The sequence below is a fragment of the Kordiimonas marina genome, assembly GCF_023006325.1.
Taxonomy (GTDB): Bacteria; Pseudomonadota; Alphaproteobacteria; order Sphingomonadales; family Kordiimonadaceae; genus Kordiimonas; species Kordiimonas marina.
In genome coordinates this window covers 81657-106088 of sequence record NZ_JAINDF010000005.1, presented here as the reverse complement: position 1 = coordinate 106088, position 24432 = coordinate 81657, and the positions used below count along the sequence as shown (strand labels likewise).

Annotated in this window: 26 protein-coding genes; 14 read left to right on the top strand and 12 right to left on the bottom strand. The window is 59.6% G+C overall.

Annotated elements, in window-relative coordinates; translation table 11 throughout:
• Nucleotides 1–48 precede the first annotated feature (48 nt).
• From rsmG to mnmE, 3 genes are all read right to left on the bottom strand, one after another.
• Nucleotides 49–672, bottom strand: a complete 624-nt coding sequence (gene rsmG / locus K6118_RS12325) for a 16S rRNA (guanine(527)-N(7))-methyltransferase RsmG (RefSeq protein ID WP_247120667.1) — start codon at nt 670–672, stop codon at nt 49–51.
• A 14-nt stretch (nt 673–686) separates the two neighbouring features.
• Complete coding sequence (gene mnmG, locus K6118_RS12320; protein ID WP_247120666.1) at nt 687–2555, bottom strand: tRNA uridine-5-carboxymethylaminomethyl(34) synthesis enzyme MnmG; 1869 nt, start codon at nt 2553–2555, stop codon at nt 687–689.
• Nucleotides 2556–2710: 155 nt separating this feature from the next.
• Nucleotides 2711–4057 (bottom strand): tRNA uridine-5-carboxymethylaminomethyl(34) synthesis GTPase MnmE, encoded by a 1347-nt coding sequence (gene mnmE / locus K6118_RS12315; RefSeq protein ID WP_247120665.1) that lies wholly within the window; start codon nt 4055–4057, stop codon nt 2711–2713.
• Nucleotides 4058–4198: 141 nt separating this feature from the next.
• Here mnmE and K6118_RS12310 point away from each other — a divergent pair, with 141 nt between their 5' ends.
• The 4 genes from K6118_RS12310 to K6118_RS12295 are packed head-to-tail and all read left to right on the top strand — an operon-like array spanning nt 4199 to nt 7129.
• Entirely contained in the window at nt 4199–4690 is a 492-nt protein-coding gene (locus tag K6118_RS12310) for a methylated-DNA--[protein]-cysteine S-methyltransferase (protein WP_247120664.1), read from the top strand.
• A gap of 50 nt (nt 4691–4740) precedes the next feature.
• Nucleotides 4741–5445 (top strand): dienelactone hydrolase family protein, encoded by a 705-nt coding sequence (locus K6118_RS12305; RefSeq protein ID WP_247120663.1) that lies wholly within the window; start codon nt 4741–4743, stop codon nt 5443–5445.
• 7 nt (nt 5446–5452) lie between these two features.
• Nucleotides 5453–6427, top strand: coding sequence for a quinone oxidoreductase family protein (locus tag K6118_RS12300; RefSeq protein ID WP_247120662.1), 975 nt, complete (start codon nt 5453–5455; stop codon nt 6425–6427).
• 6 nt (nt 6428–6433) lie between these two features.
• The gene (locus K6118_RS12295) at nt 6434–7129 is read left to right on the top strand and encodes an alpha/beta fold hydrolase (RefSeq protein WP_247120661.1); all 696 of its coding nucleotides are present in this window, start codon (nt 6434–6436) and stop codon (nt 7127–7129) included.
• Here K6118_RS12295 and K6118_RS12290 read toward each other — a convergent pair.
• From K6118_RS12290 to hemE, 4 genes are all read right to left on the bottom strand, one after another.
• Entirely contained in the window at nt 7126–7611 is a 486-nt protein-coding gene (locus K6118_RS12290; RefSeq protein ID WP_247120660.1) for a GNAT family N-acetyltransferase, read from the bottom strand. The two genes, K6118_RS12295 and K6118_RS12290, sit on opposite strands and share 4 nt — an antisense overlap.
• 72 nt (nt 7612–7683) lie before the next feature.
• Nucleotides 7684–8940 carry a transcription termination factor Rho gene (gene rho, locus K6118_RS12285; RefSeq protein ID WP_247120659.1) on the bottom strand — a complete coding sequence of 419 codons (1257 nt, stop codon included), beginning with the start codon at nt 8938–8940 and terminating at the stop codon, nt 7684–7686.
• Nucleotides 8941–9158: 218 nt separating this feature from the next.
• On the bottom strand, nt 9159–9620 hold the full coding sequence (gene hemJ / locus K6118_RS12280; protein WP_247120658.1) for a protoporphyrinogen oxidase HemJ: 462 nt from the start codon (nt 9618–9620) through the stop codon (nt 9159–9161).
• A 33-nt stretch (nt 9621–9653) separates the two neighbouring features.
• A complete protein-coding gene (gene hemE, locus K6118_RS12275; RefSeq protein ID WP_247120657.1) occupies nt 9654–10685 on the bottom strand; it encodes a uroporphyrinogen decarboxylase in 1032 nt (343 codons plus the stop codon).
• Between the two features lie 411 nt (nt 10686–11096).
• Between hemE and K6118_RS12270 the strand changes: the two genes are divergently transcribed.
• The 7 genes from K6118_RS12270 to K6118_RS12240 all read left to right on the top strand — a co-directional run bounded on the left by K6118_RS12270 (nt 11097) and on the right by K6118_RS12240 (nt 15853).
• Complete coding sequence (locus K6118_RS12270; RefSeq protein ID WP_247120656.1) at nt 11097–11954, top strand: pyruvate, water dikinase regulatory protein; 858 nt, start codon at nt 11097–11099, stop codon at nt 11952–11954.
• Nucleotides 11954–12553: a Maf family protein gene (locus K6118_RS12265; RefSeq protein ID WP_247120655.1), complete on the top strand. Its 600-nt coding sequence runs from the start codon at nt 11954–11956 to the stop codon at nt 12551–12553. The genes K6118_RS12270 and K6118_RS12265 overlap by 1 nt, the downstream gene beginning before the upstream one ends.
• A complete protein-coding gene (locus K6118_RS12260) occupies nt 12550–13389 on the top strand; it encodes a shikimate dehydrogenase (protein ID WP_247120654.1) in 840 nt (279 codons plus the stop codon). The genes K6118_RS12265 and K6118_RS12260 overlap by 4 nt, the downstream gene beginning before the upstream one ends.
• Nucleotides 13386–13979 (top strand): dephospho-CoA kinase, encoded by a 594-nt coding sequence (gene coaE / locus K6118_RS12255; protein WP_247120653.1) that lies wholly within the window; start codon nt 13386–13388, stop codon nt 13977–13979. Before K6118_RS12260 ends, coaE begins: the two co-directional genes overlap by 4 nt.
• Nucleotides 13976–14650, top strand: coding sequence for a DNA polymerase III subunit epsilon (dnaQ, locus tag K6118_RS12250; RefSeq protein ID WP_247120652.1), 675 nt, complete (start codon nt 13976–13978; stop codon nt 14648–14650). Before coaE ends, dnaQ begins: the two co-directional genes overlap by 4 nt.
• Nucleotides 14647–15387, top strand: coding sequence for an SDR family NAD(P)-dependent oxidoreductase (locus K6118_RS12245; protein ID WP_247120651.1), 741 nt, complete (start codon nt 14647–14649; stop codon nt 15385–15387). The genes dnaQ and K6118_RS12245 overlap by 4 nt, the downstream gene beginning before the upstream one ends.
• Nucleotides 15388–15475: 88 nt before the next feature.
• Nucleotides 15476–15853 (top strand): VOC family protein, encoded by a 378-nt coding sequence (locus K6118_RS12240; RefSeq protein ID WP_247120650.1) that lies wholly within the window; start codon nt 15476–15478, stop codon nt 15851–15853.
• Between the two features lie 65 nt (nt 15854–15918).
• Here K6118_RS12240 and lepB (K6118_RS12235) read toward each other — a convergent pair whose 3' ends face one another.
• From lepB (K6118_RS12235) to lepB (K6118_RS12225), 3 genes are read right to left on the bottom strand one after another with little or no spacing between them, the layout of a single operon-like run.
• Nucleotides 15919–16647 carry a signal peptidase I gene (lepB, locus tag K6118_RS12235; RefSeq protein ID WP_247120649.1) on the bottom strand — a complete coding sequence of 243 codons (729 nt, stop codon included), beginning with the start codon at nt 16645–16647 and terminating at the stop codon, nt 15919–15921.
• Between the two features lie 18 nt (nt 16648–16665).
• Nucleotides 16666–17349: a signal peptidase I gene (gene lepB / locus K6118_RS12230; RefSeq protein ID WP_247120648.1), complete on the bottom strand. Its 684-nt coding sequence runs from the start codon at nt 17347–17349 to the stop codon at nt 16666–16668.
• Between the two features lie 14 nt (nt 17350–17363).
• Complete coding sequence (lepB, locus tag K6118_RS12225; RefSeq protein ID WP_247120647.1) at nt 17364–18158, bottom strand: signal peptidase I; 795 nt, start codon at nt 18156–18158, stop codon at nt 17364–17366.
• Between the two features lie 315 nt (nt 18159–18473).
• On the opposite strand from lepB (K6118_RS12225), the gene dnaK reads away from it, so the two are divergent.
• Nucleotides 18474–20399: a molecular chaperone DnaK gene (gene dnaK / locus K6118_RS12220; protein WP_247120646.1), complete on the top strand. Its 1926-nt coding sequence runs from the start codon at nt 18474–18476 to the stop codon at nt 20397–20399.
• A gap of 119 nt (nt 20400–20518) precedes the next feature.
• Complete coding sequence (gene dnaJ / locus K6118_RS12215; protein WP_247120645.1) at nt 20519–21658, top strand: molecular chaperone DnaJ; 1140 nt, start codon at nt 20519–20521, stop codon at nt 21656–21658.
• Between the two features lie 80 nt (nt 21659–21738).
• Here the strand turns inward: dnaJ and K6118_RS12210 are convergent, their stop codons facing one another.
• Nucleotides 21739–22230 (bottom strand): cupin domain-containing protein, encoded by a 492-nt coding sequence (locus K6118_RS12210; RefSeq protein ID WP_247120644.1) that lies wholly within the window; start codon nt 22228–22230, stop codon nt 21739–21741.
• A 60-nt stretch (nt 22231–22290) separates the two neighbouring features.
• Nucleotides 22291–22905, bottom strand: coding sequence for a TetR/AcrR family transcriptional regulator (locus K6118_RS12205; RefSeq protein ID WP_247120643.1), 615 nt, complete (start codon nt 22903–22905; stop codon nt 22291–22293).
• Between the two features lie 187 nt (nt 22906–23092).
• Here K6118_RS12205 and K6118_RS12200 point away from each other — a divergent pair, with 187 nt between their 5' ends.
• Nucleotides 23093–24427, top strand: coding sequence for a parallel beta-helix domain-containing protein (locus K6118_RS12200; protein WP_247120642.1), 1335 nt, complete (start codon nt 23093–23095; stop codon nt 24425–24427).
• The last annotated feature ends 5 nt before the right edge of the window (nt 24428–24432 follow it).

Genomic DNA, 24432 nt, shown 5'->3' with positions numbered 1-24432 from the left:
CCGTCACTCCCTTCGGGTGGGCAGAAGAAGTGCCCCCAAAACAAACTGTTATAGCTTTTTTATGCCAGAAAGCCTGAGAACCACCCCACCCGGGTCCGAAAGGCTTCCATAACGGTCTACCGTCATCTTCCAACAGCTTTGCGCTTCGGTCAATTCCTCATCCGCCCCTTCCCCCTTCAGGAGCCACATTTCTGTGGTATCCGACAGGAAAGGCGCCGCCCAATCGAGCAGTTGGCTGACACGCGCACATGCCCGGGATATCACAACATCCACTGGAAACGGCTCGATTTCCTCGATTCTGACATTATGGATGGTCGCTTCGGCCGATGTTTCACGTGAAACCTGGCCCATGAAAATGCATTTGCGTCCGTTCGCTTCAACCATATGGGCATGGCCCACACCCATGATCGCGAGGACAAGACCGGGAAAACCGGCGCCAGAACCGATATCCAGCATGGTCAGTTTCCTGTCCCCGAACACCGATTTGAGGTGCGGGGCCATCTGGGCCGAATCGAGGAAATGGCGCTGCCACATGGCTTCGATGGTCGAATTGGCGACAAGATTTTTCGCCTTCTGCCACTTAGCCAGAAGCCTGGCGTAGATTTTCAGCTTGTCGAGTGTTTCACGTGAAACATGGGTTTCTGCGGCAAACTCATCGGGACCATAGGTCATACATCACTGTCCGTTCAGGCGGCCTTGCGCTTTTTGATGTGCCCGAGGATGAGCGTAAGCGCCGCCGGGGTCACCCCCGCGATCCGGGCCGCAGCCCCCAGCGTGGTCGGCCGGGCCGCTTTGAATTTCTCACGCATTTCATTGGAAAGGCCAATGACGCTGTCGAAGTCCAGGCTTTCCGGAATCTCCAGCGCTTCGTCACGGCGGAAGGCGGCAACGTCCTGCGCCTGGCGTTCCAGATAGCTTTTATACATGGCGTCGATTTCAAGCTGTTTCACCGTCGCCGCGTCAACGCCCGAAAGCTCCTCCGGCCAGATCGTCTGCAGCTTGGCGTAATCAATATCATTGAAGGCCAGCAGGGTTTCGCCGTCCCGGCGGATACCGTCCTGATTGATCTTCAGGCCGTGCTTCACCGCTTCATTGGGCGTGAGCGACACACCATGCAGCTTCGCCCTGCCCGCCATCAGTGCAGCTTTCTTGAGCGCGTAGGCATCAGACCGTTCGGTCCCGACAAGCCCGACAGCCTCGCCCTTTTCAGTCAGCCGCTGGTCGGCATTATCCGCACGCAAGAGCAGGCGGTATTCCGCCCGGCTCGTGAACATACGGTATGGCTCCCGCGTGCCCTGGGTGACCAGGTCATCGATCATCACCCCGATATAAGCATCGGCGCGGTCGAGGATGAAAGGCGCGGAACCACCGGTCGCGCGCGCGGCGTTCGCACCCGCCATCAGGCCTTGCGCCGCCGCTTCCTCATAGCCCGTGGTGCCGTTGATCTGGCCCGCGAGATAGAGGCCATCGGCCCGGCGGGTCTCCAATGTCGGCTTCAGCTCGCGCGGGTCGATATAGTCATATTCAATCGCATAGCCCGGGCGGATGATGGTGACATTCTCGAGCCCGGGGATGGAGCGGATCAGTTGCTCCTGCACCTCTTCCGGCAGGCTGGTCGAAATGCCGTTCGGATAGACCGTGTGGTCATCGAGGCCCTCGGGTTCCAGGAACACCTGGTGGCTGGTCTTGTCAGCGAAGCGGACAACCTTGTCCTCGATCGACGGGCAATAGCGCGGGCCCTTGCTGTCGATCTGGCCGGAATACATCGGCGCCCGGTGCAGGTTCTCCCGGATCACTGCATGGGTGGTCTCGAGCGTGCGGGTCATGTAACAGCTGATCTGCGGCACAGTGATTTCACGGGTCATGAACGAGAAAGGCACCGGCGGCGTATCGCCCGGCTGTTCCTCACACGCGGCCCAATTGATCGTCCTGCCATCGAGACGCGCGGGTGTACCGGTCTTGAGGCGGCCGAGCTCAAAGCCGATACTCATCAGCGTGTCGCTGAGCCCCATCGCCGGCGCTTCGCCAACGCGGCCCGCGGGGATTTTCTTCTCGCCGATATGGATGAGGCCGCGGAGGAATGTCCCAGTCGTCAGGATCACCGCGCCCGCTTTGATCTCGGTGCCATCGGCGGTGATAACACCGGTCACGCGCGGCTTGTCACCCGTGCGGTCGACCATCAGGTCCTCAACCGCCGCACCTAGGATAGTGAGGTTCGGGTAAGCGCCGAGCGTCGCCTGCATCGCTTCGCGGTACAGCTTGCGGTCCGACTGGCAGCGCGGTCCCTGCACTGCGGGACCCTTGCGCTGGTTGAGAAGCTTGAACTGGATTCCGGAAGCGTCCGCGACCCGGCCCATGACGCCGTCGAGTGCGTCGATCTCCCGCACCAGGTGGCCCTTGCCGAGGCCGCCGATCGCCGGGTTACAGGACATCTCGCCGATGGTTTCCGGCTTGTGGGTGACAAGGAGCGTCTTCGCGCCCACGCGCGCAGAGGCCGCCGCCGCTTCCGCGCCTGCGTGTCCACCCCCGATAACAATGACATCATAGCTCGTCATGATTATGCGCTCGTTCCGTCAAACCTAAAAGATCATACCGAAACCGCTTCAGAGGCAGTCTCGGACGCTGCTCTATAATCGGCTTTTTCCTTTAAGTCAAAGTTAAGCCGCGCTCCCTTTCACCTGTGATGTTTCACGTGAAACATGCACGCGGATCATTTACCGATGCAGAAGTCCGAGAAGACCACATCGAGCACATCTTCGACCCCGACGCGGCCGGTGATGCGGCCAAGCGCGCGGGCGGCCATGCGCACGTCTTCAGCGGCGAGCACGGCATCGATGCCAGCATTCTGGTCGAACCGCATCAGATGCTCGACCGCTTCTTCGAGCGCGCGCCGATGACGCACACGGGTGAGCGACGGCACTTCGCGCGGCCCCATGGCATCCCGCACCGTGTCGGTCAGATGATCGAACAGCTCGTCGAGGCCGTGATCCGCCTTGGCGGAGACAGCCGCGAAACCGGCAACGCCTACCGGCACATCCTCATGTTTCACGTGAAACATCGAGACGCGGTCCGTCTGGGTGATAACGATGAAGGCACGCTCATCGACCCAATCCTTGAGCGTTGCCGGGATAGCCGGCCAGTCATCGGCGCGGACGAGGATGAGCTTGAGATCCGCCTCCCCTGCTTTCTTGAGTGCGCGGCGAATGCCTTCCTGCTCAATCGCACCACCGCCTTCGCGCACGCCGGCGGTATCGATCAAGCGCACCGGGAACCCGGCAAGGTCGAGCTGGACTTCGATGCTGTCGCGCGTGGTGCCAGCCTCATCGGAAACGATGGCGACGTCCGACCGGGCGAGCGCATTCAGGAGCGTGGACTTGCCGGCATTGGGTTCGCCCAGGATGACGATGCGGTAGCCTTCCCGCAGTGCCTCACCCCGGCGTCCATCCACAAGATATTGTGCTATATCATCACGAAGACGCAATATTTGCGGTCTAACAGCGCCAGCCACGCCTTCCGGCAGGTCTTCGTCCGGGAAATCGATGTCGGCTTCCAGATGCGCGAGGTGCGCGACCAACCGGCCGCGCCAATCCTCATACAGATCCTTGAGCGCGCCATCCATCTGGCGGAGCGCCTGCTCACGCTGCGCGGCGGTTTGGGCATGGATCAGGTCATTCAAGCCCTCGGCTTCGGTAAGGTCGAGCTTCCCGTGTTCGAACGCCCGGCGGGAAAATTCACCCGGTTCGGCGACGCGCAAACCGTCCATCGCGGCGAGCGCATCGAGCACCCCGGCGACCACCGCCCGGCCGCCATGAAGGTGCAGTTCAACGACATCTTCACCGGTGAAGCTCGCCGGGCCTTCAAAGGTAAGGACAAGCGCCTGGTCAAGCCGCGCCCCATTTTCAGGGTCCTTCAGCAGCCGCACCGCCGCCTTGCGGACCGGCGGCAAGGGCTTGCCGGTCAGCGCTTCAAGGCAGGCAAAAGCCCGGTCACCCGACAGGCGCACCACCGCCACACCGGCCACACCGGCCCCGCTTGAAAGGGCAAAAATCGTCTCCATCGGCTTACCCGCCATCCTCATGATTTTCAGATGATTTCTAGGCACAATCGTGTGTCCTTCACACTTGCCGCTTGCGCCCGGCCTTCTGACACAATAGCAACAGACAAAGCAAGTGCCACCTTTTAGACAGGACACCAGGCCATGTCCCAGATTTCCATGCATACCCCGGTGATCGATATCACACTCACCGAGCTTGAAGGCGCGATCATCGCGGTCGACTGGGGCTGGAGTCCGTTCCAGGAACCGACGCCCCTGCTCCGCGAAGCCAAGCGCCAGATCGACCTTTATTTCGATGGTGAGCTCACCGAGTTCGACCTGCCGATCAACCCGATGGGGACAAAGCATCAGGAGAAAGTCTGGCAGGCCATGTGCCAGATCCCCTACGGCGAAACCCGCACCTATGGCGAGCTCGCGAAAGAAATCGGATCGTCCGCGCAAGCGGTCGGCAGCGCCTGCGGCCGCAACCCGCTCCCGATCTTGGTGCCCTGTCACCGTGTGATAGCATCAGCCGGTAAGCTCGGCGGTTATTCCGGCGAAGGCGGGCTTCAAACCAAACGCGCGCTTCTGGTCCTTGAAGGTGCGCTGACGGTTGAGGAAGGTATTGCGCTTGAGCAATCGGGCGCGCTTGACTAGGCTCTCTTCAACCAATCCCCAATCCATCCAATTCCTGAGGGAGATCACCCATGGCTGAGTATATCGACATTCAAGCAACCGACGGCAGCGGCAGCTTCAAGGCCTATGTCGCCAAGCCCGCAGGCGGTACCGGCCCGGCCGTGGTGGCGATCCAGGAAATTTTCGGGGTCAACGGCGGGATGCGCCAGATCAGCGATGACCTCGCGGCCCAGGGCTATATCGCCATCTGCCCGGACCTGTTCTGGCGCCAGGAACCCGGTGTCGACATCACCGACAAAAGCAAGGAAGAGTGGGACAAGGCCTTCTCACTCATGCAGGGCTTCGACATGGACAAAGGCATTGAGGACATTGCCGCGACCATCGACGTCGTCCGCGCGATGGACGGCTGCAGCGGCAAGGTCGGCGCCGTCGGCTACTGCCTGGGTGGACGCCTAGCCTATATGACCGCCGCGCGCACGGATATTGACGCCAGCGTTTCCTATTATGGTGTCGGCATCGACACGCTCTTGGACGAAGCCGGCAACATCAAGAAGCCGCTGATGATGCATATCGCCGAGGAAGACGGCTTTGTCGACAAGGACGCCCAGGCCCGCATCCATAAGGGGCTCGACGGTCACCCGCTTGTCAGCCTTTTTGACTATGCCGGGGTCGATCATGCCTTCGCGCGGCCCGATGGCATCAACTGGAACGGCCAGGCAGCAAACCTCGCCAACAGCCGCACGAAAGAGTTTTTCGAAAAAAATCTGAAAGGCTGAGAAGGCCATGACCCACGCGATCCAGATTACAGAAACCGGCGGCCCTGACGTTCTCGAGTGGATTGAAACGGAGGTCGGCGACCCCGGTGAAGGCCAGGTTCGCGTGCGCCACACAGCCATCGGCGTCGACTATATCGACACCTATCACCGCACCGGGCTATACCCCATTTCCCTGCCCGCCATATTGGGCCTCGAAGCCGCCGGCCTGGTTGAAGCCGTCGGCGCGGGAGTGACTGACCTTAAGGTTGGCGACCGGGTCGGCTATCCGGCCGGTCCGTTGGGGGCCTATTCTGAAGCCCGTCTGATGCCGGCAAGCCGCCTCGTTAAAATTCCCGAAGGCGTGAACGACGAAGCGGCTGCAGCGCTTTTCCTGAAAGGCTGCACGGTCGAATATCTCGTTGAGCGGCTTTATCCGGTAAAGCCGGGGGACACCGTGCTGTTGCACGCCGCCGCGGGCGGCATTGGCACCATCGCCTGCCAGTGGCTGAGCGCCAAGGGTGTCACGATCATAGGCACGGTCGGCAGCGAAGAAAAAGCCGCCCTCGCGCGCGCGAACGGCTGCACCCACACCATTCTGTATAAGGATGAGGATTTCCAAGCCAAAGTGATGGAGATCACGGACGGCAAAGGCGTACCCGTTGTCTATGACGGCGTCGGCAAGGCCACCTTCATGAAGTCGCTCGATTGCCTGTCCCGCCGCGGCATGATGGTCACGTTCGGGAACGCCACCGGGATGGTGCCGCCTGTTGACCCGGGCCTGCTTTCCAAAAAAGGATCGTTGTTCCTGACGCGCCCGACGCTGATGGATTATGTCGCCAGCCGCGAAGACCTGGTCGCCTCCACCGATGCGGTTTTCGCCCGCCTGGCGGACGGCACGCTCAAGCCCGCGATCAACCAGCGCTTCGCCCTCAAGGATGCCGCTGAGGCGCACAAGGCGCTGGAAGCCCGGCAAACCACCGGCCAGACCATTCTGGTTCCTTAAAGGCGTATGATGGCCCTGCCCCTGACCTTCGTGCCTGGCACCATGTGTGACGACCGCCTGTGGCGGCCTATGCTCACGCATCTGCCCGGCTGTCAGCCTGTGTTCTGTGATTATTCGGCTGCCGAGACGATGGAGGACATGGCCGAGGCCGTGCTCGACCAATCTCCGGCGCTTAGCCATCTTATCGGCTTTTCGCTCGGTGGCTATTTGGCCATAGAAGCGGCCATCAGTGCGCCTCACCGGTTCGAGAGCCTCACGGTCATCGCCGCCTCACCTTACGGCCTCACGGACGCTGAGAAGGCGCTCAGGCGACGGAATGGTGAGATGTTGACCCGTCTTACCTACAAGGGCATGTCGCCTGCCCGGCTCAAACAGTTTGTCCATGAAAGCCATCTGGACGATGAAGCCATCACCGGCACCATCCTCGCGATGGAGCGGGACCTGGGCCAGGAGGTGCTGATCCGCCAATTGATCGCGCCGATCGAAAGACCGAACATCGCGGCGGGCCTTCTGGACCTGCCGTTCCCGGTTCATTTCATCATGGCGGAAGATGACGCGCTTGTGCCCATCGGCGCGATCGAAAAGCTGGCGGCCAAAAGCGAGCGGATCACGCTTCACCGGATCAAGGGCACCACCGGCCATATGATCCCGCTTGAAGCACCGGCGGAACTCGCCGGTCTTCTCATTGATATATTGGACTAAAGCGCCAGGCGGTAAAACCGTGTGTCGACCGCCATGCGCGGGAAGCTTGCCGGCAAGCCTTCGGCCTCAATGCGTTCAAAGCCGTTCTTTTCATAGAAACGGTGGGCGGCGTGGTAGCTTTCTACCGTGCCGAGGAGGATGGTTTTCATGCCCCTCGCCCGCGCGTGGGCAATCAGGCCTTCGAGCAGATGCTGGGCGATCCCATGCGTGCGGCCGCGGTATTCGGCCTTCACGAACATCTTGCGCAGCGCGCCCTGGCCGTCCCCGATGTCGATAAGCGCGATGGTGCCAACCACATCCCCGTCCATATCCGCGACCCAGAAACCACCGTTTCCCTTGCCGTAAAACCCGGGCACATCGGCGAGGTCCGGCTGGTCCTCGTACGTGATGTCAACGCCGAATTCCTCACGCTGGATCGGCAGGATCACATCCCGGACCGCATCCTTGTCCGCCGCTGCATAAGCCCTGATTGTCCCTGTCATCCTGGCAAATCCTCCAAACGAAAAAGGGCTCGCATCTTAATGCAAGCCCTTGATTTCATTACTATTTCTTCGTCAGTTGTTCATGCTGGAGAAGAAATCGTCATTGTTTTTGCTATCCTTGAGTTTGGACAGCAGGAATTCCATGGCGTCGACCGTGCCCATCGGCGTGAGGATACGGCGCAGCACCCACATTTTCGACAGCGTGGCCGGATCGACCAGCAGTTCCTCTTTCCGGGTACCGGACTTGAGGATGTCGATCGCCGGGAAGATGCGCTTGTCTGCCACCTTGCGGTCGAGAATGATCTCGCTGTTGCCGGTGCCTTTGAATTCCTCGAAGATTACTTCGTCCATGCGGCTGCCGGTCTCGATGAGCGCGGTCGCGATGATCGACAGCGATCCGCCTTCCTCGATATTCCGCGCGGCACCGAAGAAACGCTTCGGACGCTGGAGCGCGTTGGCGTCGACACCACCGGTGAGGACCTTGCCAGAAGACGGCACAACGGTGTTGTAGGCCCGCGCGAGGCGGGTGATGCTGTCGAGAAGGATCACGACATCCTTGCCGTGTTCGACAAGACGCTTGGCTTTCTCGATCACCATCTCGGCGACCTGGACGTGGCGGCTTGCAGGCTCATCAAAGGTCGAGGACACAACCTCACCCTTCACGCTGCGCTGCATGTCGGTCACTTCCTCCGGACGTTCGTCGATCAGAAGCACGATCAGATAGCATTCCGGATGGTTTGCCGTGATCGACTTGGCGATATTCTGCAGGAGCACGGTTTTACCGGTCCGGGGCGGTGCGACAATAAGCGCACGCTGGCCCTTGCCGATCGGGGCGACCAGGTCAATGACCCGCGGGCTTTTGTCCTTCACCGTCGGATCATCGGGATCAAGCTTCAGCTTCTCATCCGGATATAGCGGCGTCAGGTTATCGAAGTGAACCTTGTGTTTGGTTTTCTCCGGCTCGTCGAAATTGATTTTGGAGACTTTGAGAAGCGCAAAATACCGCTCGCCATCCTTCGGCGCGCGGATTTGGCCTTCGATCGTGTCCCCGGTACGCAGGGCAAAACGGCGGATCTGGCTCGGGCTTACGTAGATATCATCGGGGCCGGGCAGATAGTTTGCCTCAGGGCTCCGGAGGAAGCCAAAACCGTCCGACAGGATTTCAATGACCCCGCCGCCCATGATTTCGACATCGTCTTCCGCAAGATGTTTGAGAATGGCAAACATCATATCCTGTTTGCGCATGCTCGATGCGTTTTCGACGCCGACTTCCTCGGCAAGCGAGAGAAGGTCCGCTGGGGTTTTCTTCTTGAGATCCTGAAGATGCATGGGATCGTCCAACACTGTTGATATTATGGGATTATTCCAGATTGGAAACCGGTGGAAACGCCTAATATTTTATGAATAGCAGTTTCGCTGAGACTAATACAAACCGGCAATCTGTGGGATTTTTATAAGATGATACGTGCGGGCGGTGAAACCCGAACCCGCATAAGCTATCATTTTGGGCCTGACTGTCAAGCAAATAGGGTTGCACGCGGGACTGATCAGAAGGCTTTGGTCACTACCAAAAGCACGATGGCAATAATGAAAAAGGCCGGCACTTCATTGATCATGCGATAGAATTTGCCCTCGCGCTTGCGCTCGCCCGCGGCAAATTCCTTGCGGTATTTGGACAACATGCCGTGAAAGCCCGACAGCAGAAGCACCAGCGTGAGTTTGACATGCAGCCATCCGCCTGTCTTCAGGCCGATATTCACCACCAGCATCAGGCCGAACAACCAGGCCAAGCTCATCGCCGGGTTGATGATGATCCGCATCAGCCGCCGTTCGCGCTCGATCCATTTGGCGTCTTCGTCGGAGCCTGCCGGGCATTCGCTATGATAGGCGAAATAGCGCGGCAGCATGAACATGCCCGCCATCCAGAAGATGACACAGATGATGTGAAGCGCTTTCACCCAAAGGTAAGCGCCGCCGAGATAGCCAACCAGACTGTCGAGATAATCCATCTGTGTCCCCCCTTAAACCGTCAGCGCCAACGATCAGCGCCGGAAATTCTTGATGGTGTCCGCGAGCAGCCCGACATTTTCGGGCAGTGTTTCAGGCACGAAACCATGGCCGAGATTGAAAACATGGGCCCCGCCCTTCAGATTTTCCAGAATGCGGTTGGCTTCATCGACCATCGGCTGGCCGCCGGAGACGACAAGATGCGGGTCCAGGTTGCCCTGGACGCAAACCTTGCTCTGGATTTCATCGCGCGCCCAGCCCAGCGGCACACCGGTATCGAGCGAAACGGCATCGACACCCGTTTCTTCAACGAACCGCGGCAACATGGCGCCGGCAAGCCGGGGGAAACCGATGATCGGCGTTTCCGGGTGCGCGCGCTTGACCTTGTCGACAATCGCCTTGGTGGGCGCGATCACCCATTTTTCAAACGCCGGTTCCGGCAGTGCCGCGGCCCAGCTGTCGAATATCTGCACGGCATCGGCGCCAGCTTCAATCTGACGGATCAGATAACTTGCCGTCGCATCCACCAACAGCTGGAGCATCTTGTCGAAAAGCGCTGGGTTACCGTAGCCAAGCTGGCGCGCGGCCGCGTGGTCCTTGCTGCCCGCACCTTCCACCATATAGGTGGCAACCGTCCAGGGCGCGCCCGCGAAGCCAAGCAAGGTCACCTCTGCAGGCAAGGATGCCCGCAGCCGCCCCACTGTTTCATAAACGGGCGCGGCCCGGTCGTGAAAATGGCCAAAGGAAAGCTTCGAAAAGGCATCTTCTTCGCGGACCGGGTCCAACTGCGGTCCTTTTCCGCTCTCGAACCAGACTTTCTGGCCCAAGGCATCCGGCACCACCAGAATATCGGCAAACAGGATGGCGCCGTCCATGCCATACCGGCGGATCGGCTGCAGGGTCACTTCCGTGGCCTTGGCCGGATCATAACAAAAATCCATAAAGGACGGTGCCGTCGCCCGCACCTCCCTATATTCGGGCAAATACCGACCGGCCTGGCGCATGAACCAGAAGGGCACGCGTTCACCGGGGTTCCCCTTGAGAGTCTCTAGAAGGATTTTTGCCATAGGGTCGGACCTTGAATTTAGAACACGGAACGGGAATTTCGCTCCGCTCTACTTACTACACATATAATTATATAAAAGGAATTTGTAGCGGTAGTAGTTGCCTGTGAATCATGTGGAAAACTACTTATCCACAGTCTTATCAACATTATCCCCTTCATCTGGCCAAGGGTGGGGCAAGTTGTTGGTAAACCTATGGATTAGCTGTGAATAGCGACGGATTCCACGGCATATTTAGCTGTGGATAACGAGGATAACCTCAAAATAGAGGCTCTCCATAGCAAATTTTCCCCACACACGCTCGCCTGTGGACAGATAAAACAAATTTATGGACAATGGCTTTCCAAATTGGGGGTAAGGTAGCTTTTGCCTTTCTCAACAGCTTCGCCAACAAGTTATCCACAGGCTATTCCCATGAGTCTTCCACCGCCCGAGACCCTTCATAACCAGGAATTTCACCTGCATCTTGTTTCGGACTCCACGGGGGAAACGCTTGAAGCGATCATCTCCGCCGCGCTGGTCCAGTTCGAGGGCGTGAATGTCCACAAGCATTACTGGCCGCTTGTCCGCTCCTCCATGCAGATGGAACGGTTGATGGAGGACATTCGTGAAGACCCGGGGCTGATTATGTACACCATCGTCAACCCGACGATCCGGGAAACGCTGGAACGTGGCTGTATGGAAGCCAACCTGCCGGTGCTCTCGATCCTCGATCCGGTCATCAACCTGCTGGGGTCCTATTTCGGGGTTGAGGCGTCGCACCAGTCCGGGCGCCAGCATGTGCTCGACACCCATTATTTTGAGCGGATCGACGCGCTTCATTTCACCATGGCGCATGATGACGGCCAGCTCACCCATGATATTCCGCTCGCCGATATTGTCCTCGTCGGTGTGTCGCGCTCCTCGAAAACGCCGACCAGCATCTATCTTGCCAACAAGGGCTATAAAACCCTCAATGTGCCGTTCGTCCCCAGCTGCCCGATGCCGAAGGAGCTGGATGATAACCACGGTAAATTCGTCATCGGCCTGACCGCCAGCCCGGACCGGCTGGCGGCGATCCGCACCAGCCGCTTGCGCTCCATCCATGAAAGCGAGGACGGCGACTATACCGACCTCGACCATATCCAGGATGAGATCAAGGAATGCCGCCGCTTCTGCACCAAGCGCGGCTGGCCGATCATCGATGTTTCCCGCCGCTCGATCGAGGAAACCGCGGCCGCGATCATCAACCGCTATAACCAGTGGCTCGAAGCCAAGCTGGAGCAGGCCTGATGTCAGACAAGCTGATTTTGGCCTCCGCCAGCACCACCCGGGCGGACATGCTGGCTCGCGTCGGTGTTCCAGTTGAAACTGACCCGCCCCATGTGGATGAAGGTGAGATCAAAGACGCGCTTCTGGCCGAAGGCGCGCCCGCGCGCGATATCGCCGATGCGCTCGCCGAACTGAAAGCCCGCACCACCAGCTTCCGCCATCCGGGGGCGCTTGTTCTCGGCGCCGACCAGGTGCTGGTCAAGGACGGCAAGCTTTTTTCCAAGGCCAAGGATAAAGCCGATGCCGCAGGGAAGCTGGCTTTGCTTGCGGGTGGTGAACATAGGCTCATCTCGGCTGCGGTCATCTGCCGGGACGGGGAGCCGGTGTGGCGCGCGCTCGATGAAGCCCGGCTTGTCATGCGGCCGCTCAGTGGCGCGTATATTGAGGACTATCTGGATAAAATCGGCGATGCCGCCTTCTGGAGTGTCGGCTGCTACCAGCTCGAAGGCCTTGGCGCCCAGCTATTCACCCGCGTCGAAGGCGATTTTTTCACCATTCTCGGGCTGCCTTTGTTGCCGGTGCTTGACTATCTGCGCCGGGTGGAGATGCTGCCGCTATGACGCAGACCTTAAAAAAAGCAGCGGTCATCGGTTGGCCCATCTTCCATTCGCTTTCTCCCCTCATCCATAATCACTGGATGCATGAGGTGGGGATCGAGGGGGCGTATGAAGCGGTCGCGGTTGAGCCGGAAAACCTGGCGGCCGGGGTTCAGCGCCTTGTGGCTGAGGGCTATAGCGGTTTCAATGTCACCGTGCCGCACAAGGAAAAAATCCTGCCGTATATCACCAAGCTTGCGCCGCTCGCCCGCCAGATGGGCGCGGTCAACACGGTGAAGGTGGAAGCGGACGGCACGCTCACCGGGTTCAACACCGACGGCATCGGCCTTGTCACCCACCTCAAGACCAGCGTGCCTGATTGGCCGAAGGACAAACCGGCACTCATCCTTGGGGCCGGGGGCGCCGCGCGGGCAGCCGCGCTGGGCCTGCTGCTTGAGGACCTGCCCTTTGTGATGATTTCGAACCGCACCCGGTTAAAGGCCGAAAAAATCGCCGAGGACATTGGCCGGGGCCGCATGACCGTGGTCGACTGGCAGGACAGGAACAGCGCGGTTGCCGCTGCGGGCCTTGTGGTTAACACCACGACGCTTGGCATGGTTGGCCAGCCGCCGCTGGAGCTGGACCTCAGCGCGGCCGCGTCCGACACGGTCGTCTATGATATCGTCTACAAGCCTTTGGAAACGCCGCTTCTGGCGGCGGCCCGGGCACGCGGGCTTCGCACCGTTGACGGCCTTGGTATGCTGGTTCACCAGGGGGCGGCGGCCTTCAAAATCTGGTTCGGTGAGGATGTCGGCTATGACGATGCGCTGAAAACCCTTCTGGAGGCGGCGATAAAATGAAGATCATCGGTCTCACCGGCTCCATCGGCATGGGCAAAAGCGAAACCGCGAAAATGTTTGCGGCCCTCGGTGTGCCGGTGTTCGATGCCGACGCCGCGGTCCACAAACTTCAGGTTAAGAATGGCCGCGCGATCCCCGCGATCGACGCCGCCTTCCCGGGCGTGGTGGCGGACGGTGTGCTCGACCGGCAAAAGCTGGGCGCGCAGGTGTTCGCCGACCCCGAAGCCAAGAAGCGGCTCGAGGCCATCATGCACCCGATGGTGGCTGACGAACGCGTCGGCTTTTTTGCTGACGCTGAAAAACAGGGCGCCAAATTCGTCATCCTCGATATCCCGCTTTTGTTCGAGACCGGCGGCAATGCGGCGTGCGACAAGGTGGTGGTGGTCTCCGCTCCTGCGGATGTGCAGCGCGCGCGCGTATTGGCCCGGCCCGGCATGACCGTGGAAAAGTTCGAGCATATTCTCGCGCGCCAGACACCGGACGCTGACAAGCGCGTGGGCGCCGACTATATTGTCGACACCAGCCGTGGGCTCGAGGACGCCCGGGCGCAGGTGAAAAAAATCGTTGAAGAGCTAGAGGCCATTTCATGACTGCACGTGAGCTGATATTCGATACCGAAACCACCGGCTTCGACCCGATGACCGGCGACCGGCTCATTGAAATCGGCCTTGTCGAGATGGTCGAAAAGCGGCTGACCGGCAGCCACTATCATGCCTATGTAAACCCGGACCGGGACGTGCCGGAAGCGGCGGTGAAGGTCCATGGCATCACCACCGAGTTCCTTAAGGACAAACCGCGCTTCACCGAAGTGATGGACGAATTCCTGGAATATGTCGGCGATGACAGCGTGCTTGTCGCCCACAATGCCGAGTTCGATATGCGCTTCATCAACTGGGAGCTGGAGAACGCCGGGCGCAAGATCATCCACCCCAAGCGTTTCATCGATACGCTCGCCATCGCGCGCAGCAAATTCCCGGGCCAGCCCAACAGCCTTGATGCGCTCTGCAAACGTTTCGGGGTGTCGAACAGCCACCGGACGCTTCACGGCGCCCTGCTCGATTCCGAAATCCTCGCCGATGTGTATGTCGAGCTGATGGGCGGCCGTCAGGCCGGGCTTGACCTTGCGGTCGATGCCGGCGCTGCCATGGTCGTGCGCGAAAGAAAAACCCGTGAACGCCGCAGCTTCCCGGTCAGTGCCGAGGAACGCGCGGTTCATGCCGCTTTCATCGAAAAACTGAAGGACCCGATTTGGAACCTGTGACCAAAACCGCCCTCGTGACCGGGGCCAGTTCCGGCATTGGCCGCGCGACCGCGCTTGCTTTCGCCATCGCGGGCTACCGCGTGCTCGCCACCGGACGGGACCAGGCCCGGCTTGACCTGTTGACGGCGGCGCACCCTGACGGGATCGAAACGGTCGTCGGTGATATCGATGGCCCCAAAGCCTGTGCTGACCTTGTGGAAACCTGTGTTTCCCGCTTCGGGCGGCTGGATGTGCTGGTCAACTGCGCGGGCATCATCAAGCGCGCGGATGTGGAACACACCACGGATGCAGACTGGCGCAGCATCATGGGCGTCAATCTGGACGCGCCTTTTTACCTGAGCCGCGCGGCACTGCCGCACCTTCGGGAGACAAAGGGCCGCATCATCAATGTCGCGTCCGACTGGGGCCTCCGGGGCGGTGAACATGCCGCGGCTTACTGCGCCAGCAAGGGCGGGCTTGTGCTGCTCACACGTGCGATGGCGCGGGACCATGCCCGCGAAGGCATCACTATCAATGCTGTCTGCCCCGGTGATGTGGTCACGCCGATGCTGGAAAAGGAAGCGGCGGATGAGGGGCTCGCGCTTTCGGAAGCCCTGAAGACGTGGGATTCTGAAAGCCCGAGCGGCCGGATGACCCAGCCCGATGAGGTGGCGGCGCTGATCCTCTATCTGGCGTCGGACGCCGCGGCGCAGATCAACGGCACCGCAATGCTGATCGATGGTGGGCTGTGTGCATGAAGTTCGGGTCATAAAAATTGACCGCGCGCCATTCGGCGTTATCTGATGAAAACGACATAGTCTTTTATGCAAGGAAAGGGGTGAGCGTATGTTCAGCCATGTAATGCTCGGGGCCGACGATGTGGCCGAATCCAAGAAATTTTACGACGCAACGATGGAAGTGCTGGGTCATCCGGCCGGTGTGATGGATGAAAAGGGCCGCTGCTTCTACGTCGACAAGGGCAGTGTTTTCGCGCTGACGAAACCAATCGACGGCGCACCGGCAAGCTGCGGCAACGGCAGCACGCTCGGCTTCGCCGCCGACAGCCCGGAAATGGTTGATGCCTGGCATGCGGCCGGCCTCGCCCATGGCGGGCGCGCGATCGAAGACCCGCCGGGCGTCCGCGAAGGCGGCGGCCGGAAACTCTATCTCGCTTACCTGCGTGATCCGTCGGGCAACAAAATCTGCGCCCTGTACCGGATGTAATCCGTCCGGTCGGGTGAAATTTCAGGACTGGTGTTGGGGCGCGTCTTTCGCGCCCCAAATACTGATCAGTGGATCACTTTGAAGAAGCGGCCGAGCGGAATACCCGCCGAACAGCTGATCGCCTTGCCCTGGTCGCAGTCATAGAGGCTGAAGGTGGTGATATCGGCGCGGCCGACCAGGTATTTCTGGTCGACATAGCCCATGTGGGAAAGGAAGCGGCTATCCAGGGAATCGTCGCGGTTATCGCCCATCATGAAATAATGCCCGGCGGGGACGACATAGAGGCCGGTATTGTCTACCTCGCCTTCATCCGTCCGCTCGTAAATCCGGTGTTTGACCCCGTTCGGCAGCGTTTCCTCATATTCGGTCGCATGCTGGGGCATGCCCTGATAGTCGGTGTAATTAACGTCGCGGATTTTGGTGCGCGGGACGATCTTGCCGTTGATGTAAAGCCGGCCTTGTTTCATCTGCACCGTGTCGCCCGGCAAGCCGATCACCCGTTTGATCAGGTCCTCGTTCTGCATGTAGGGCAGGCGGAACAGCGCGATATCGCCGCGCTTGGGCGCGGTGAAGAAGATGCGGTGGTCGCCGAGGAATTTCGGGTTGAAGGGCACCGAGAAGCGGTTATAGCCGTAGGCGAATTTCCGGACCATGATGCGGTCGCCAACCTCGAGCGTCGGCTCCAGGCTGCCGGAGACGATATTGAAACTTTGCCAGCCGGCGGTCGTGAAGATGAGCCAGAAGGCGAAGATGGTCACAAGGTCCATTAGGAAACGGCGGATCTGGGTTGTCATGGCAGGGATATCCCCCCTTTACTGAAGACGCGTGAAAAAACGGCTGAAGGCTGTGCCGCCGGGGCAAGCCGCGCCCCTTCGTGGTGTGCAGTCATACAGGCTGAACGTAATGAAGCGCGCTTTTCCGCCGATCTCATTGGACTTGATAAAGCCCATGTGGGTCAGAAAGCGGCTGTCGAGCGAATTGTCGCGGTTGTCGCCGAGCACGAAATAATGTCCGTTCGGCACGATGTAAAGCGGCGTGTTGTCCGCCCTGCCCTGGTCGGTATGCTCATATATTGGGTAGGACCGGCCGCCCGGCAGGGTTTCCCGATACAGCTTCACATGCTGTGGGGCGCCCCGATAATCGATATAATCAAGGTCGCGGACATAATCCCGCTGCACCAGCGTGCCATTGATATAAAGCCGGCCATCTTTAAGCTGCAAGCTGTCTCCGGGCAGGCCTTCGACCCGCTTGAGATAAGGGGTGTTCCGAAGGGTGAAGACGATGATATCGCCCCGCTGGGGTTTTTGGGCGGCATCGGTGCCGTCCATCCGGTAGGCGAACCTGTCCGTGACCAGCCGGTCGCCGACTTCCAAAGTCGGTTCCATGCTGCCGGACAGGATGCGGTAGCTGTTGAAGGTCAAGACCACATAGATGATGACTGCCGTCCCCATCGCCCCCAGGTATATCGGCCAGTTTTTGATGAGGTGACGTTTCACTGCGGCCTACTTGTTCAGTGGATACGCTTGAAGAAGCGCCCAAGCGGGATATGGAGCGGGCACCAGATATCCTTGCCTTCGGCACAGTTATAGAAACTGATGGAGGTGATATCGGCGCGGCCGACCAGATACTGGTGCTTGACGAAGCCCATGTGGGTCAGGTAGCGGCTGTCCATCGAGTTGTCGCGGTTGTCACCCATCATGAAATAGGTGCCTTCCGGCACGAGATAGAGCATCGTCGTATCCATGTCGCCTTTGTCGGTCTGTTCATAGATACGGTGCTTCACCCCACCGGGCAGGGTTTCTTCATATTCCTTCACCCGGCGCTGGGTTCCCTGATAGTCGGTGTAATTGACTTCGCGGATCAGTGTGCGCGGCACCATCGTGCCGTTGATATAAAGCCGGCCGCCCTTCATCTGGACCGTGTCGCCCGGCAGGCCGATCACGCGTTTGATGAAGTCGGTGTTGTTCCGGTAGGGCAGCGTGAAGACAACGACATCGCCGCGCTTGGGCTCACCATCGAAAATGCGCTTCTCGATGGGAACGACCTGGAACGGAAAGGAATATTTATTGTAGCCGTAAACGAGCTTGGAAACGAAAATCCGGTCACCGACCTCGAGCGTCGGTTCCATGCTGCTTGACGGAATATGATAGCTGCCCCAGCCGAATGTGGTGAACAGCAGATAGATAAGAATGATGACCGCAAGGTCTTTGAGGAGCATGAGCGCTTCGCTGCCGCCGGAGCGGGCTTTTGGCTCTGCTTTGTCTTCCCCGCCGTTGCCTGAAGGTGCTTTTTCTTTTGTTGTCATGGGCCGGAGTTTAGCGGCGAACCGCCCTTTTTCAATCACAGAATGGTACCGGTTGAATTTTTTGACGGGCCGGGTTTGCCCACACCGCCGTTTCTTCTTTGGCCCTATACGCTGGAAAACAATGCTGGAAAAGGCAAATTTTATACGTCCCCGCCCTTGCGGGGCCCTCGGGGCAACCTTATATAGGCCCTGAAACAGGTAGTTACCCGGATGTTTTGGGGACCTGCCATTAACCAAAGAACGCTAACCCCAAGAGGCTGCAAAAGGGTGCCGTATGGGCCCGGGGCAGTCGGCTGCAAAGGGAAGAGGTATAAAATGGGTAAAGTAATCGGTATCGATCTCGGCACCACCAACTCGTGCGTTGCCATCATGGACGGGTCCAAACCTAAAGTTATCGAAAACGCGGAAGGTGCCCGCACCACGCCGTCGATCGTCGGTTTCACCGGCGAAGCAGAGCGTCTCGTTGGCCAGCCGGCAAAGCGCCAGGCGGTCACTAACCCGGCTGACACGCTGTTTGCCATCAAGCGTCTTATCGGCCGTACCTTCGACGACCCGACCACGCAAAAAGATCTGGACATGGTCCCCTATTCGATCGTCAAGGCGCCGAACGGCGATGCCTGGGTCGAAGCCAAGGGTGAGAAATATTCCCCGAGCCAGGTTTCGGCGATGATCCTTCAGAAAATGAAGGAAACCGCTGAAAGCTACCTCGGCGAGAATGTTGACCAGGCCGTGATCACCGTACCTGCATACTTCAACGACGCTCAGCGCCAGGCGACGAAAGACGCCGGCAAGATCGCGGGCCTTGAAGTACTGCGTATCATCAACGAGCCGACCGCGGCCGCGCTCGCCTACGGGCTTGAGAAAGAAGACGGCCACACCATCGCCGTGTTCGACCTTGGCGGCGGTACCTTCGACGTATCGGTTCTGGAAATCGGTGACGGCGTCTTCGAAGTGAAGTCGACGAACGGTGACACGTTCCTCGGCGGTGAAGACTTCGACATGCGCATCGTCGACTATCTGGCCGGTGAGTTCAAAAAGGAAAACGGCATCGACCTTAAAGGCGACCGGATGGCGCTCCAGCGTCTGAAGGAAGCGGCTGAAAAAGCCAAGATCGAGCTTTCCTCGTCGCAGCAGACCGAAGTCAACCTGCCGTTCATCACGGCGGACGCTTCCGGTCCGAAGCACCTGCAGATCAAACTGACCCGCGCCAAGCTCGAAAGCCTGGTTGAGGATCTGGTCAAGCGCACGCTCGAGCCCTGCAAGAAGGCCCTGAAGGACGCTGGTCTCGCAGCCGGTGAAATCGACGACGTCGTTCTCGTCGGCGGTCAGACCCGCATGCCGAAAATCCAGGAAGTCGTGAAGGAATTCTTCGGCCGCGAGCCGCACAAGGGTGTGAACCCGGACGAAGTGGTTGCCATGGGTGCCGCCATCCAGGCCGGTGTTCTGCAGGGCGACGTCAAAGACGTTCTGCTTCTGGACGTAACCCCGCTGTCGCTCGGTATCGAAACGCTCGGTGGCGTGTTTACCCGCCTCATCGACCGCAACACCACGATCCCGACCAAGAAGTCCCAGGTCTTCTCGACCGCTGAGGACAACCAGGGAGCCGTGACCATCCGCGTGTTCCAGGGTGAACGCGAAATGGCAGCGGACAACAAAGTCCTCGGCCAGTTCGACCTCGTCGGCATTCCGCCCGCACCGCGCGGCGTACCGCAGATTGAGGTGACCTTCGACATCGACGCCAACGGTATCGTCAACGTCTCGGCGAAGGACAAAGGCACCGGCAAGGAACAGCAGATCCGCATCCAGGCCTCGGGTGGTCTCTCGGACGACGACATCGAGCGCATGGTCAAGGACGCTGAAGCCAACGCCGAAGCCGACAAGCAGCGCAAGGAAATGGTTGAAGCCAAGAACCAGGGTGAAGCCCTCGTTCACTCGGCCGAAAAGAACCTTGCCGAGCATGGCGACAAAGTGTCGGATGACGACAAGAAAGCCATTGAGACCGCAATTGCCGACCTGAAGACCGCGCTTGAAGGCGACGATGCCGATGCCATCAAGCAGAAGTCCGAAGCGCTGGCGCAGGCCTCGATGAAGCTTGGCGAACAGATCTACAAGGCAAGCCAGGAAGAAGCCGCGCAGGCCGGGTCGGAACAGGAAGTGACCGACGAGCATAAGGCCGAAGGCGGTGACGCAGACGATGTTGTCGATGTGGACTTCGAAGAAGTCGACGACAACAAAAAGTAAGGTGGTTGCCTGACGCCAAAGAACGCTGGCGCCGCCTCCAAAGGCTTGGGGGCGGCGCTTGCCTGTCATAGAGATAGGCAAGGTTCAGGGCGGAAGGACAGATTTCACGGAGATCGTCTGTGTCCCAGCAAGATTATTATGAACTATTGGGCGTGAGCCGCGACGTTGATGACGCCGCACTTAAAAAGGCGTTCCGTAAGCTCGCGATGCAATATCACCCCGACCGCAACCCGGATAACGCGGAAGCGGAACAGAAATTCAAGGAAATCAACCAGGCCTACGATGTCCTGAAGGATAAGGACAAGCGCGCGGCCTATGACCGCTACGGTCATGCAGCCTTTGAAGGCGGCATGGGCGGCGCTGGCGGCCCCGGTGCTGGCGGGTTCGATTTCTCCGACGTGTTTGAGGAATTCTTCGGTGATTTCATGGGCGGCGGCCGTCGCCGCGGCGGGGGTCGTGGACCTCAGGCCCAGCGCGGCTCGGACCTGCGCTTCAACATGGAAATCACGCTTGAAGAAGCCTACAACGGCAAGACCGAGCAGATCACGGTGCCGACCTCGGTCCCGTGTGAAACCTGTGAGGGTTCAGGCGCCGAACCCGGCTCCAGCCCGGAAGCCTGTGATACCTGCGGCGGCGCCGGTAAAGTGCGCGCGACCCAGGGCTTCTTCATGGTCGAACGGACCTGTCCGAAATGTCATGGCTCCGGCCGTATCATCATCAACCCGTGCAAGACCTGCCGGGGCGCGGGCACAGTGCACAAGGACAAGACGCTTCAGGTCAAGATCCCGCAAGGGGTTGAAGAAGGCACCCGCATCCGCCTGTCGGGCGAAGGCGAAGCCGGCAGCCGCGGCGCTCCGCCGGGTGACCTTTACATCTTCCTCTCGATCAAGCCGCATCCCTTGTTCAAAAGGGACGGCGACATGCTCTATTGCCAGGTACCGATCCCGATGACGACAGCCACGCTCGGCGGGCATATCGAGGTGCCGACCATCGAAGGCAAACGCGCGCGCATCAAAATCCCGGATGGCACCCAATCGGGCCGTCAGTTCCGCCTCAAGGGCAAGGGTATGCCGGAACTCAACGGCGGCTTCGTGGGCGACATGATCATCGAAACCGTGGTCGAAACCCCGGTTAACCTGACCAAACGCCAGCGCGAGCTGATGGAAGAGTTTGCGGCCGAAGGCGGTGATCAGGTTTCGCCGCGCTCGGAAGGCTTCTTCTCCAAGGTCAAGGACCTGTGGGACGACCTGACCGAATAGGCTGTGCAGGCTTTATCAACGACAAAAAGGGCTGGCCCAAATGGACCGGCCCTTTTTCTTTGGCTTTGCTTTTTTATGCCTCAGTCTTCTTCACCGGCCCAATAATCGATGGCGTCATCCTTCACCCATTGGCGGACGCTTACTTCGCTCTCCGCGCCACCGGGGGCACCGCCGCCGAACACGCCGATCTTGCCGGAATTCGGATACATGATGACGTCGGCGGGCTCCATGGTCGAGAAGCACAGATATTCAACAGGCGTGAGGGAACGGTTTTCAAGCTGGTGCGCATCTCCCGTGCCGCGCGGCAGGGTGACATAGTCGCCTTCCGTCAGGGTATGGGGCTGGCCGTCGAACAGCAGCGTCAGCTCGCCGGACAGGACGTAAATCGCTTCGTCGTTGCCATAATGATAATGCGCCGGGCAGGATTTCTTGCCGGGCTCCAGCCGGTAGCGGCTGCAGCCAAGGTTGCAGGCGTGGGTTTCCGGGGTCAGCGGGCGGCGCTCGATCCGGTAATTGCCGGGGCCTTCCCTCAGCATCCAGTCCATTGCGCCGCTTTTGGCTATTTTCAGCATGGTCGTTTTCCTCTCTATCGTCGCAGGTCTATCGTTGCGGGGCCCGCTTTGGGGCGCGCCTCAGGATAGATAGGAAGACACAAGATGTGCAAGCTCGTCGATAAGTTGTTCTGCCAGGATTTCGTCCTGCTCCTCGATCGCCTGATCGACCAGGATCGAGACCGTCGTGCTCACGGTTTTCATCACGGCAAGCTGCCGCGCCTCGGCCACAGATACACCGGCTTTTTCAAGCACGCGGGCAATCAGGTCGTCGAGGCTGCTGTGAACCCCGGGGGTGACCTCCCACAGGGAATGGCTGCTGTTGGCCCAGCGGGTCAGCGGCCGGAAGGTTGTGTGGGCGCGGGCTTCCTGCCAGAAGGTGGTCAGAAGCCCGTGGATGATTGTCTTCAGGTCCATGGGGCCTGACAGGGTTTCCAGATGATCCGCCACTTGGCCGATCACATGGTCGTAGGCCGCATGGTACAGCTGTTCGAGGATATCGTCGCGGTCGGCGAAATATTGATAGACCGAGCCCACGGGGATGTCGGCCGCGCGCGCGATCGCCGTTGTGGTCAGCCCGTTCGGGCCTTCCGCCACGAGCAGCTGCTCGGTCGCCGTGAGGATAGCGTCCACACGCGCACGGGCGCGGGCCTGCTTCGGCGTCTTTTTGGTCGCGGCACTGGTGATTTTGGTCACCCTCATCCCTTCCTTTGTCGGAGGTTGCGAGCCAAGGCCTTGCCATAGCCCCAAGCCTAATTCAAGCCTCATAAAGTGAAAATGTTTCACTTTACCTTGACGCGGGCATTTGGCTTCGGCACAGTTGCAAAGGAGGAATTAATGAGTCCCATTGCTTTTGGACAGGCGTGGGGCGGGGGGAGGAATAATGAAAAAGCTGACAAGCATGTCGGCCGCCATGTTCATGGTGGCCCTATTCGTGATGAATTTTGGATTCGCCGCGCACGCCGCCGACAAGGTGGTGCAGATCGCCGCGGGCGACAATTTCGAAGGACGGTTACAGGAAGCGCTCATCATGGCGGAACCGGGCACGACGATCGAGATCGGCCCCGGCCATTTTGACATGACTGGCGGGCTGTCGATCGACGTCCAGGGTATCACCCTCAAAGGCGCGGGCATGGACCAGACCGTCTTTTCCTACAAGGGGCAGACGAACGGTGGCGAAGGCCTTCTGGTCACGTCTGACGGGGTTCGGCTCGAAGGCTTCGCCATCGAGGACACACCCGGTGACGGCATCAAGACCAAAGGCGTCGATACGGTTTCCATGATCGGGGTGCGGGTTGAATGGACCGGCGGTCCCAGCCCGAACAATGGCTCCTACGGCCTTTACCCGGTCCAATCCAAAAATGTGCTGATCGACGGCGCCGTGGTGAAGGGTGCGTCGGACGCGGGCATTTATGTTGGCCAAAGCCAGCACATCATCGTCCGCAACAGCCGCGCCGAATATAACGTCGCCGGCATCGAGATCGAAAACTGCTATTTCGCCGACGTGCACGACAATGTTGCCACCCACAATACCGGCGGCATTCTGGCGTTCGACATGCCGAACCTGCCGCAGATGGGCGGCCATTCGATCCGCATCTACCATAACCGGTCGGTCGATAACGACACCGCCAACTTCGCGCCCGAAGGCAACATCGTCGGCACCGTGCCCATGGGCACCGGCATCATGGTGATGGCGAACCGCGATGTGGAAATTTTCGACAATGATATTGGCGGCAATGCCACCACCAACGTGCTTCTGGCATCCTACCCGCGGGACTTTACCGACCCGACCTATATCCCGATGCCGCGCCGGATTTATATCCATGACAACCGCTATGGCAAGGCGGGCTATGCGCCGGACAAGCTGGCAAAAACGCTGATCGAGCCCAAGACCGGCCTGCCGCTCCCGGACATCATCTGGGACGGTGTTGTAAACAGCTTCTGGGCCGCGCTCTTTGGTCCGTCGGCCGAAGACGGCATCCGCATTCATGAGAAAAAAGGCACTACTTTCGTCAATCTCCAGATGGCGAAAGACCATGTCCTGCCCTGGGGCGCCTCGCCCGACTTTGACATCGAGGACTATGGTGGCTCCTTCCCGGGCCGCGCGGCAGTGAAACTGCCCCAGGATCAGGATGCTGGCGCTGCGGGGGCTTCGGCCTCCGCACCGTCCGGCAGTCAGTCCGCCAGTCGATCCGACAGTCGATCCGACAGCCAGTAAGCCGG

Bases quoted from the DNA above. Each gene is read 5' to 3' on its own strand.
- K6118_RS12290 (WP_247120660.1), bottom strand. From the start codon at position 7,611: ATGACAGGGACAATCAGGGCTTATGCAGCGGCGGACAAGGATGCGGTC.
- K6118_RS12305 (WP_247120663.1), top strand. From the start codon at position 4,741: ATGGCTGAGTATATCGACATTCAAGCAACCGACGGCAGCGGCAGCTTC.
- mnmE (WP_247120665.1), bottom strand. From the start codon at position 4,057: ATGGAGACGATTTTTGCCCTTTCAAGCGGGGCCGGTGTGGCCGGTGTG.
- dnaK (WP_247120646.1), top strand. From the start codon at position 18,474: ATGGGTAAAGTAATCGGTATCGATCTCGGCACCACCAACTCGTGCGTT.
- mnmG (WP_247120666.1), bottom strand. From the start codon at position 2,555: ATGACGAGCTATGATGTCATTGTTATCGGGGGTGGACACGCAGGCGCG.
- K6118_RS12300 (WP_247120662.1), top strand. From the start codon at position 5,453: ATGACCCACGCGATCCAGATTACAGAAACCGGCGGCCCTGACGTTCTC.
- hemJ (WP_247120658.1), bottom strand. From the start codon at position 9,620: ATGGATTATCTCGACAGTCTGGTTGGCTATCTCGGCGGCGCTTACCTT.
- hemE (WP_247120657.1), bottom strand. From the start codon at position 10,685: ATGGCAAAAATCCTTCTAGAGACTCTCAAGGGGAACCCCGGTGAACGC.
- K6118_RS12265 (WP_247120655.1), top strand. From the start codon at position 11,954: ATGTCAGACAAGCTGATTTTGGCCTCCGCCAGCACCACCCGGGCGGAC.
- K6118_RS12295 (WP_247120661.1), top strand. From the start codon at position 6,434: ATGATGGCCCTGCCCCTGACCTTCGTGCCTGGCACCATGTGTGACGAC.
- rho (WP_247120659.1), bottom strand. From the start codon at position 8,940: ATGCATCTTCAGGATCTCAAGAAGAAAACCCCAGCGGACCTTCTCTCG.
- coaE (WP_247120653.1), top strand. From the start codon at position 13,386: ATGAAGATCATCGGTCTCACCGGCTCCATCGGCATGGGCAAAAGCGAA.
- K6118_RS12270 (WP_247120656.1), top strand. From the start codon at position 11,097: ATGAGTCTTCCACCGCCCGAGACCCTTCATAACCAGGAATTTCACCTG.
- lepB (WP_247120647.1), bottom strand. From the start codon at position 18,158: ATGACAACAAAAGAAAAAGCACCTTCAGGCAACGGCGGGGAAGACAAA.
- lepB (WP_247120649.1), bottom strand. From the start codon at position 16,647: ATGACAACCCAGATCCGCCGTTTCCTAATGGACCTTGTGACCATCTTC.
- K6118_RS12210 (WP_247120644.1), bottom strand. From the start codon at position 22,230: ATGCTGAAAATAGCCAAAAGCGGCGCAATGGACTGGATGCTGAGGGAA.
- K6118_RS12310 (WP_247120664.1), top strand. From the start codon at position 4,199: ATGTCCCAGATTTCCATGCATACCCCGGTGATCGATATCACACTCACC.
- rsmG (WP_247120667.1), bottom strand. From the start codon at position 672: ATGACCTATGGTCCCGATGAGTTTGCCGCAGAAACCCATGTTTCACGT.
- K6118_RS12260 (WP_247120654.1), top strand. From the start codon at position 12,550: ATGACGCAGACCTTAAAAAAAGCAGCGGTCATCGGTTGGCCCATCTTC.
- K6118_RS12200 (WP_247120642.1), top strand. From the start codon at position 23,093: ATGAAAAAGCTGACAAGCATGTCGGCCGCCATGTTCATGGTGGCCCTA.
- K6118_RS12240 (WP_247120650.1), top strand. From the start codon at position 15,476: ATGTTCAGCCATGTAATGCTCGGGGCCGACGATGTGGCCGAATCCAAG.
- dnaQ (WP_247120652.1), top strand. From the start codon at position 13,976: ATGACTGCACGTGAGCTGATATTCGATACCGAAACCACCGGCTTCGAC.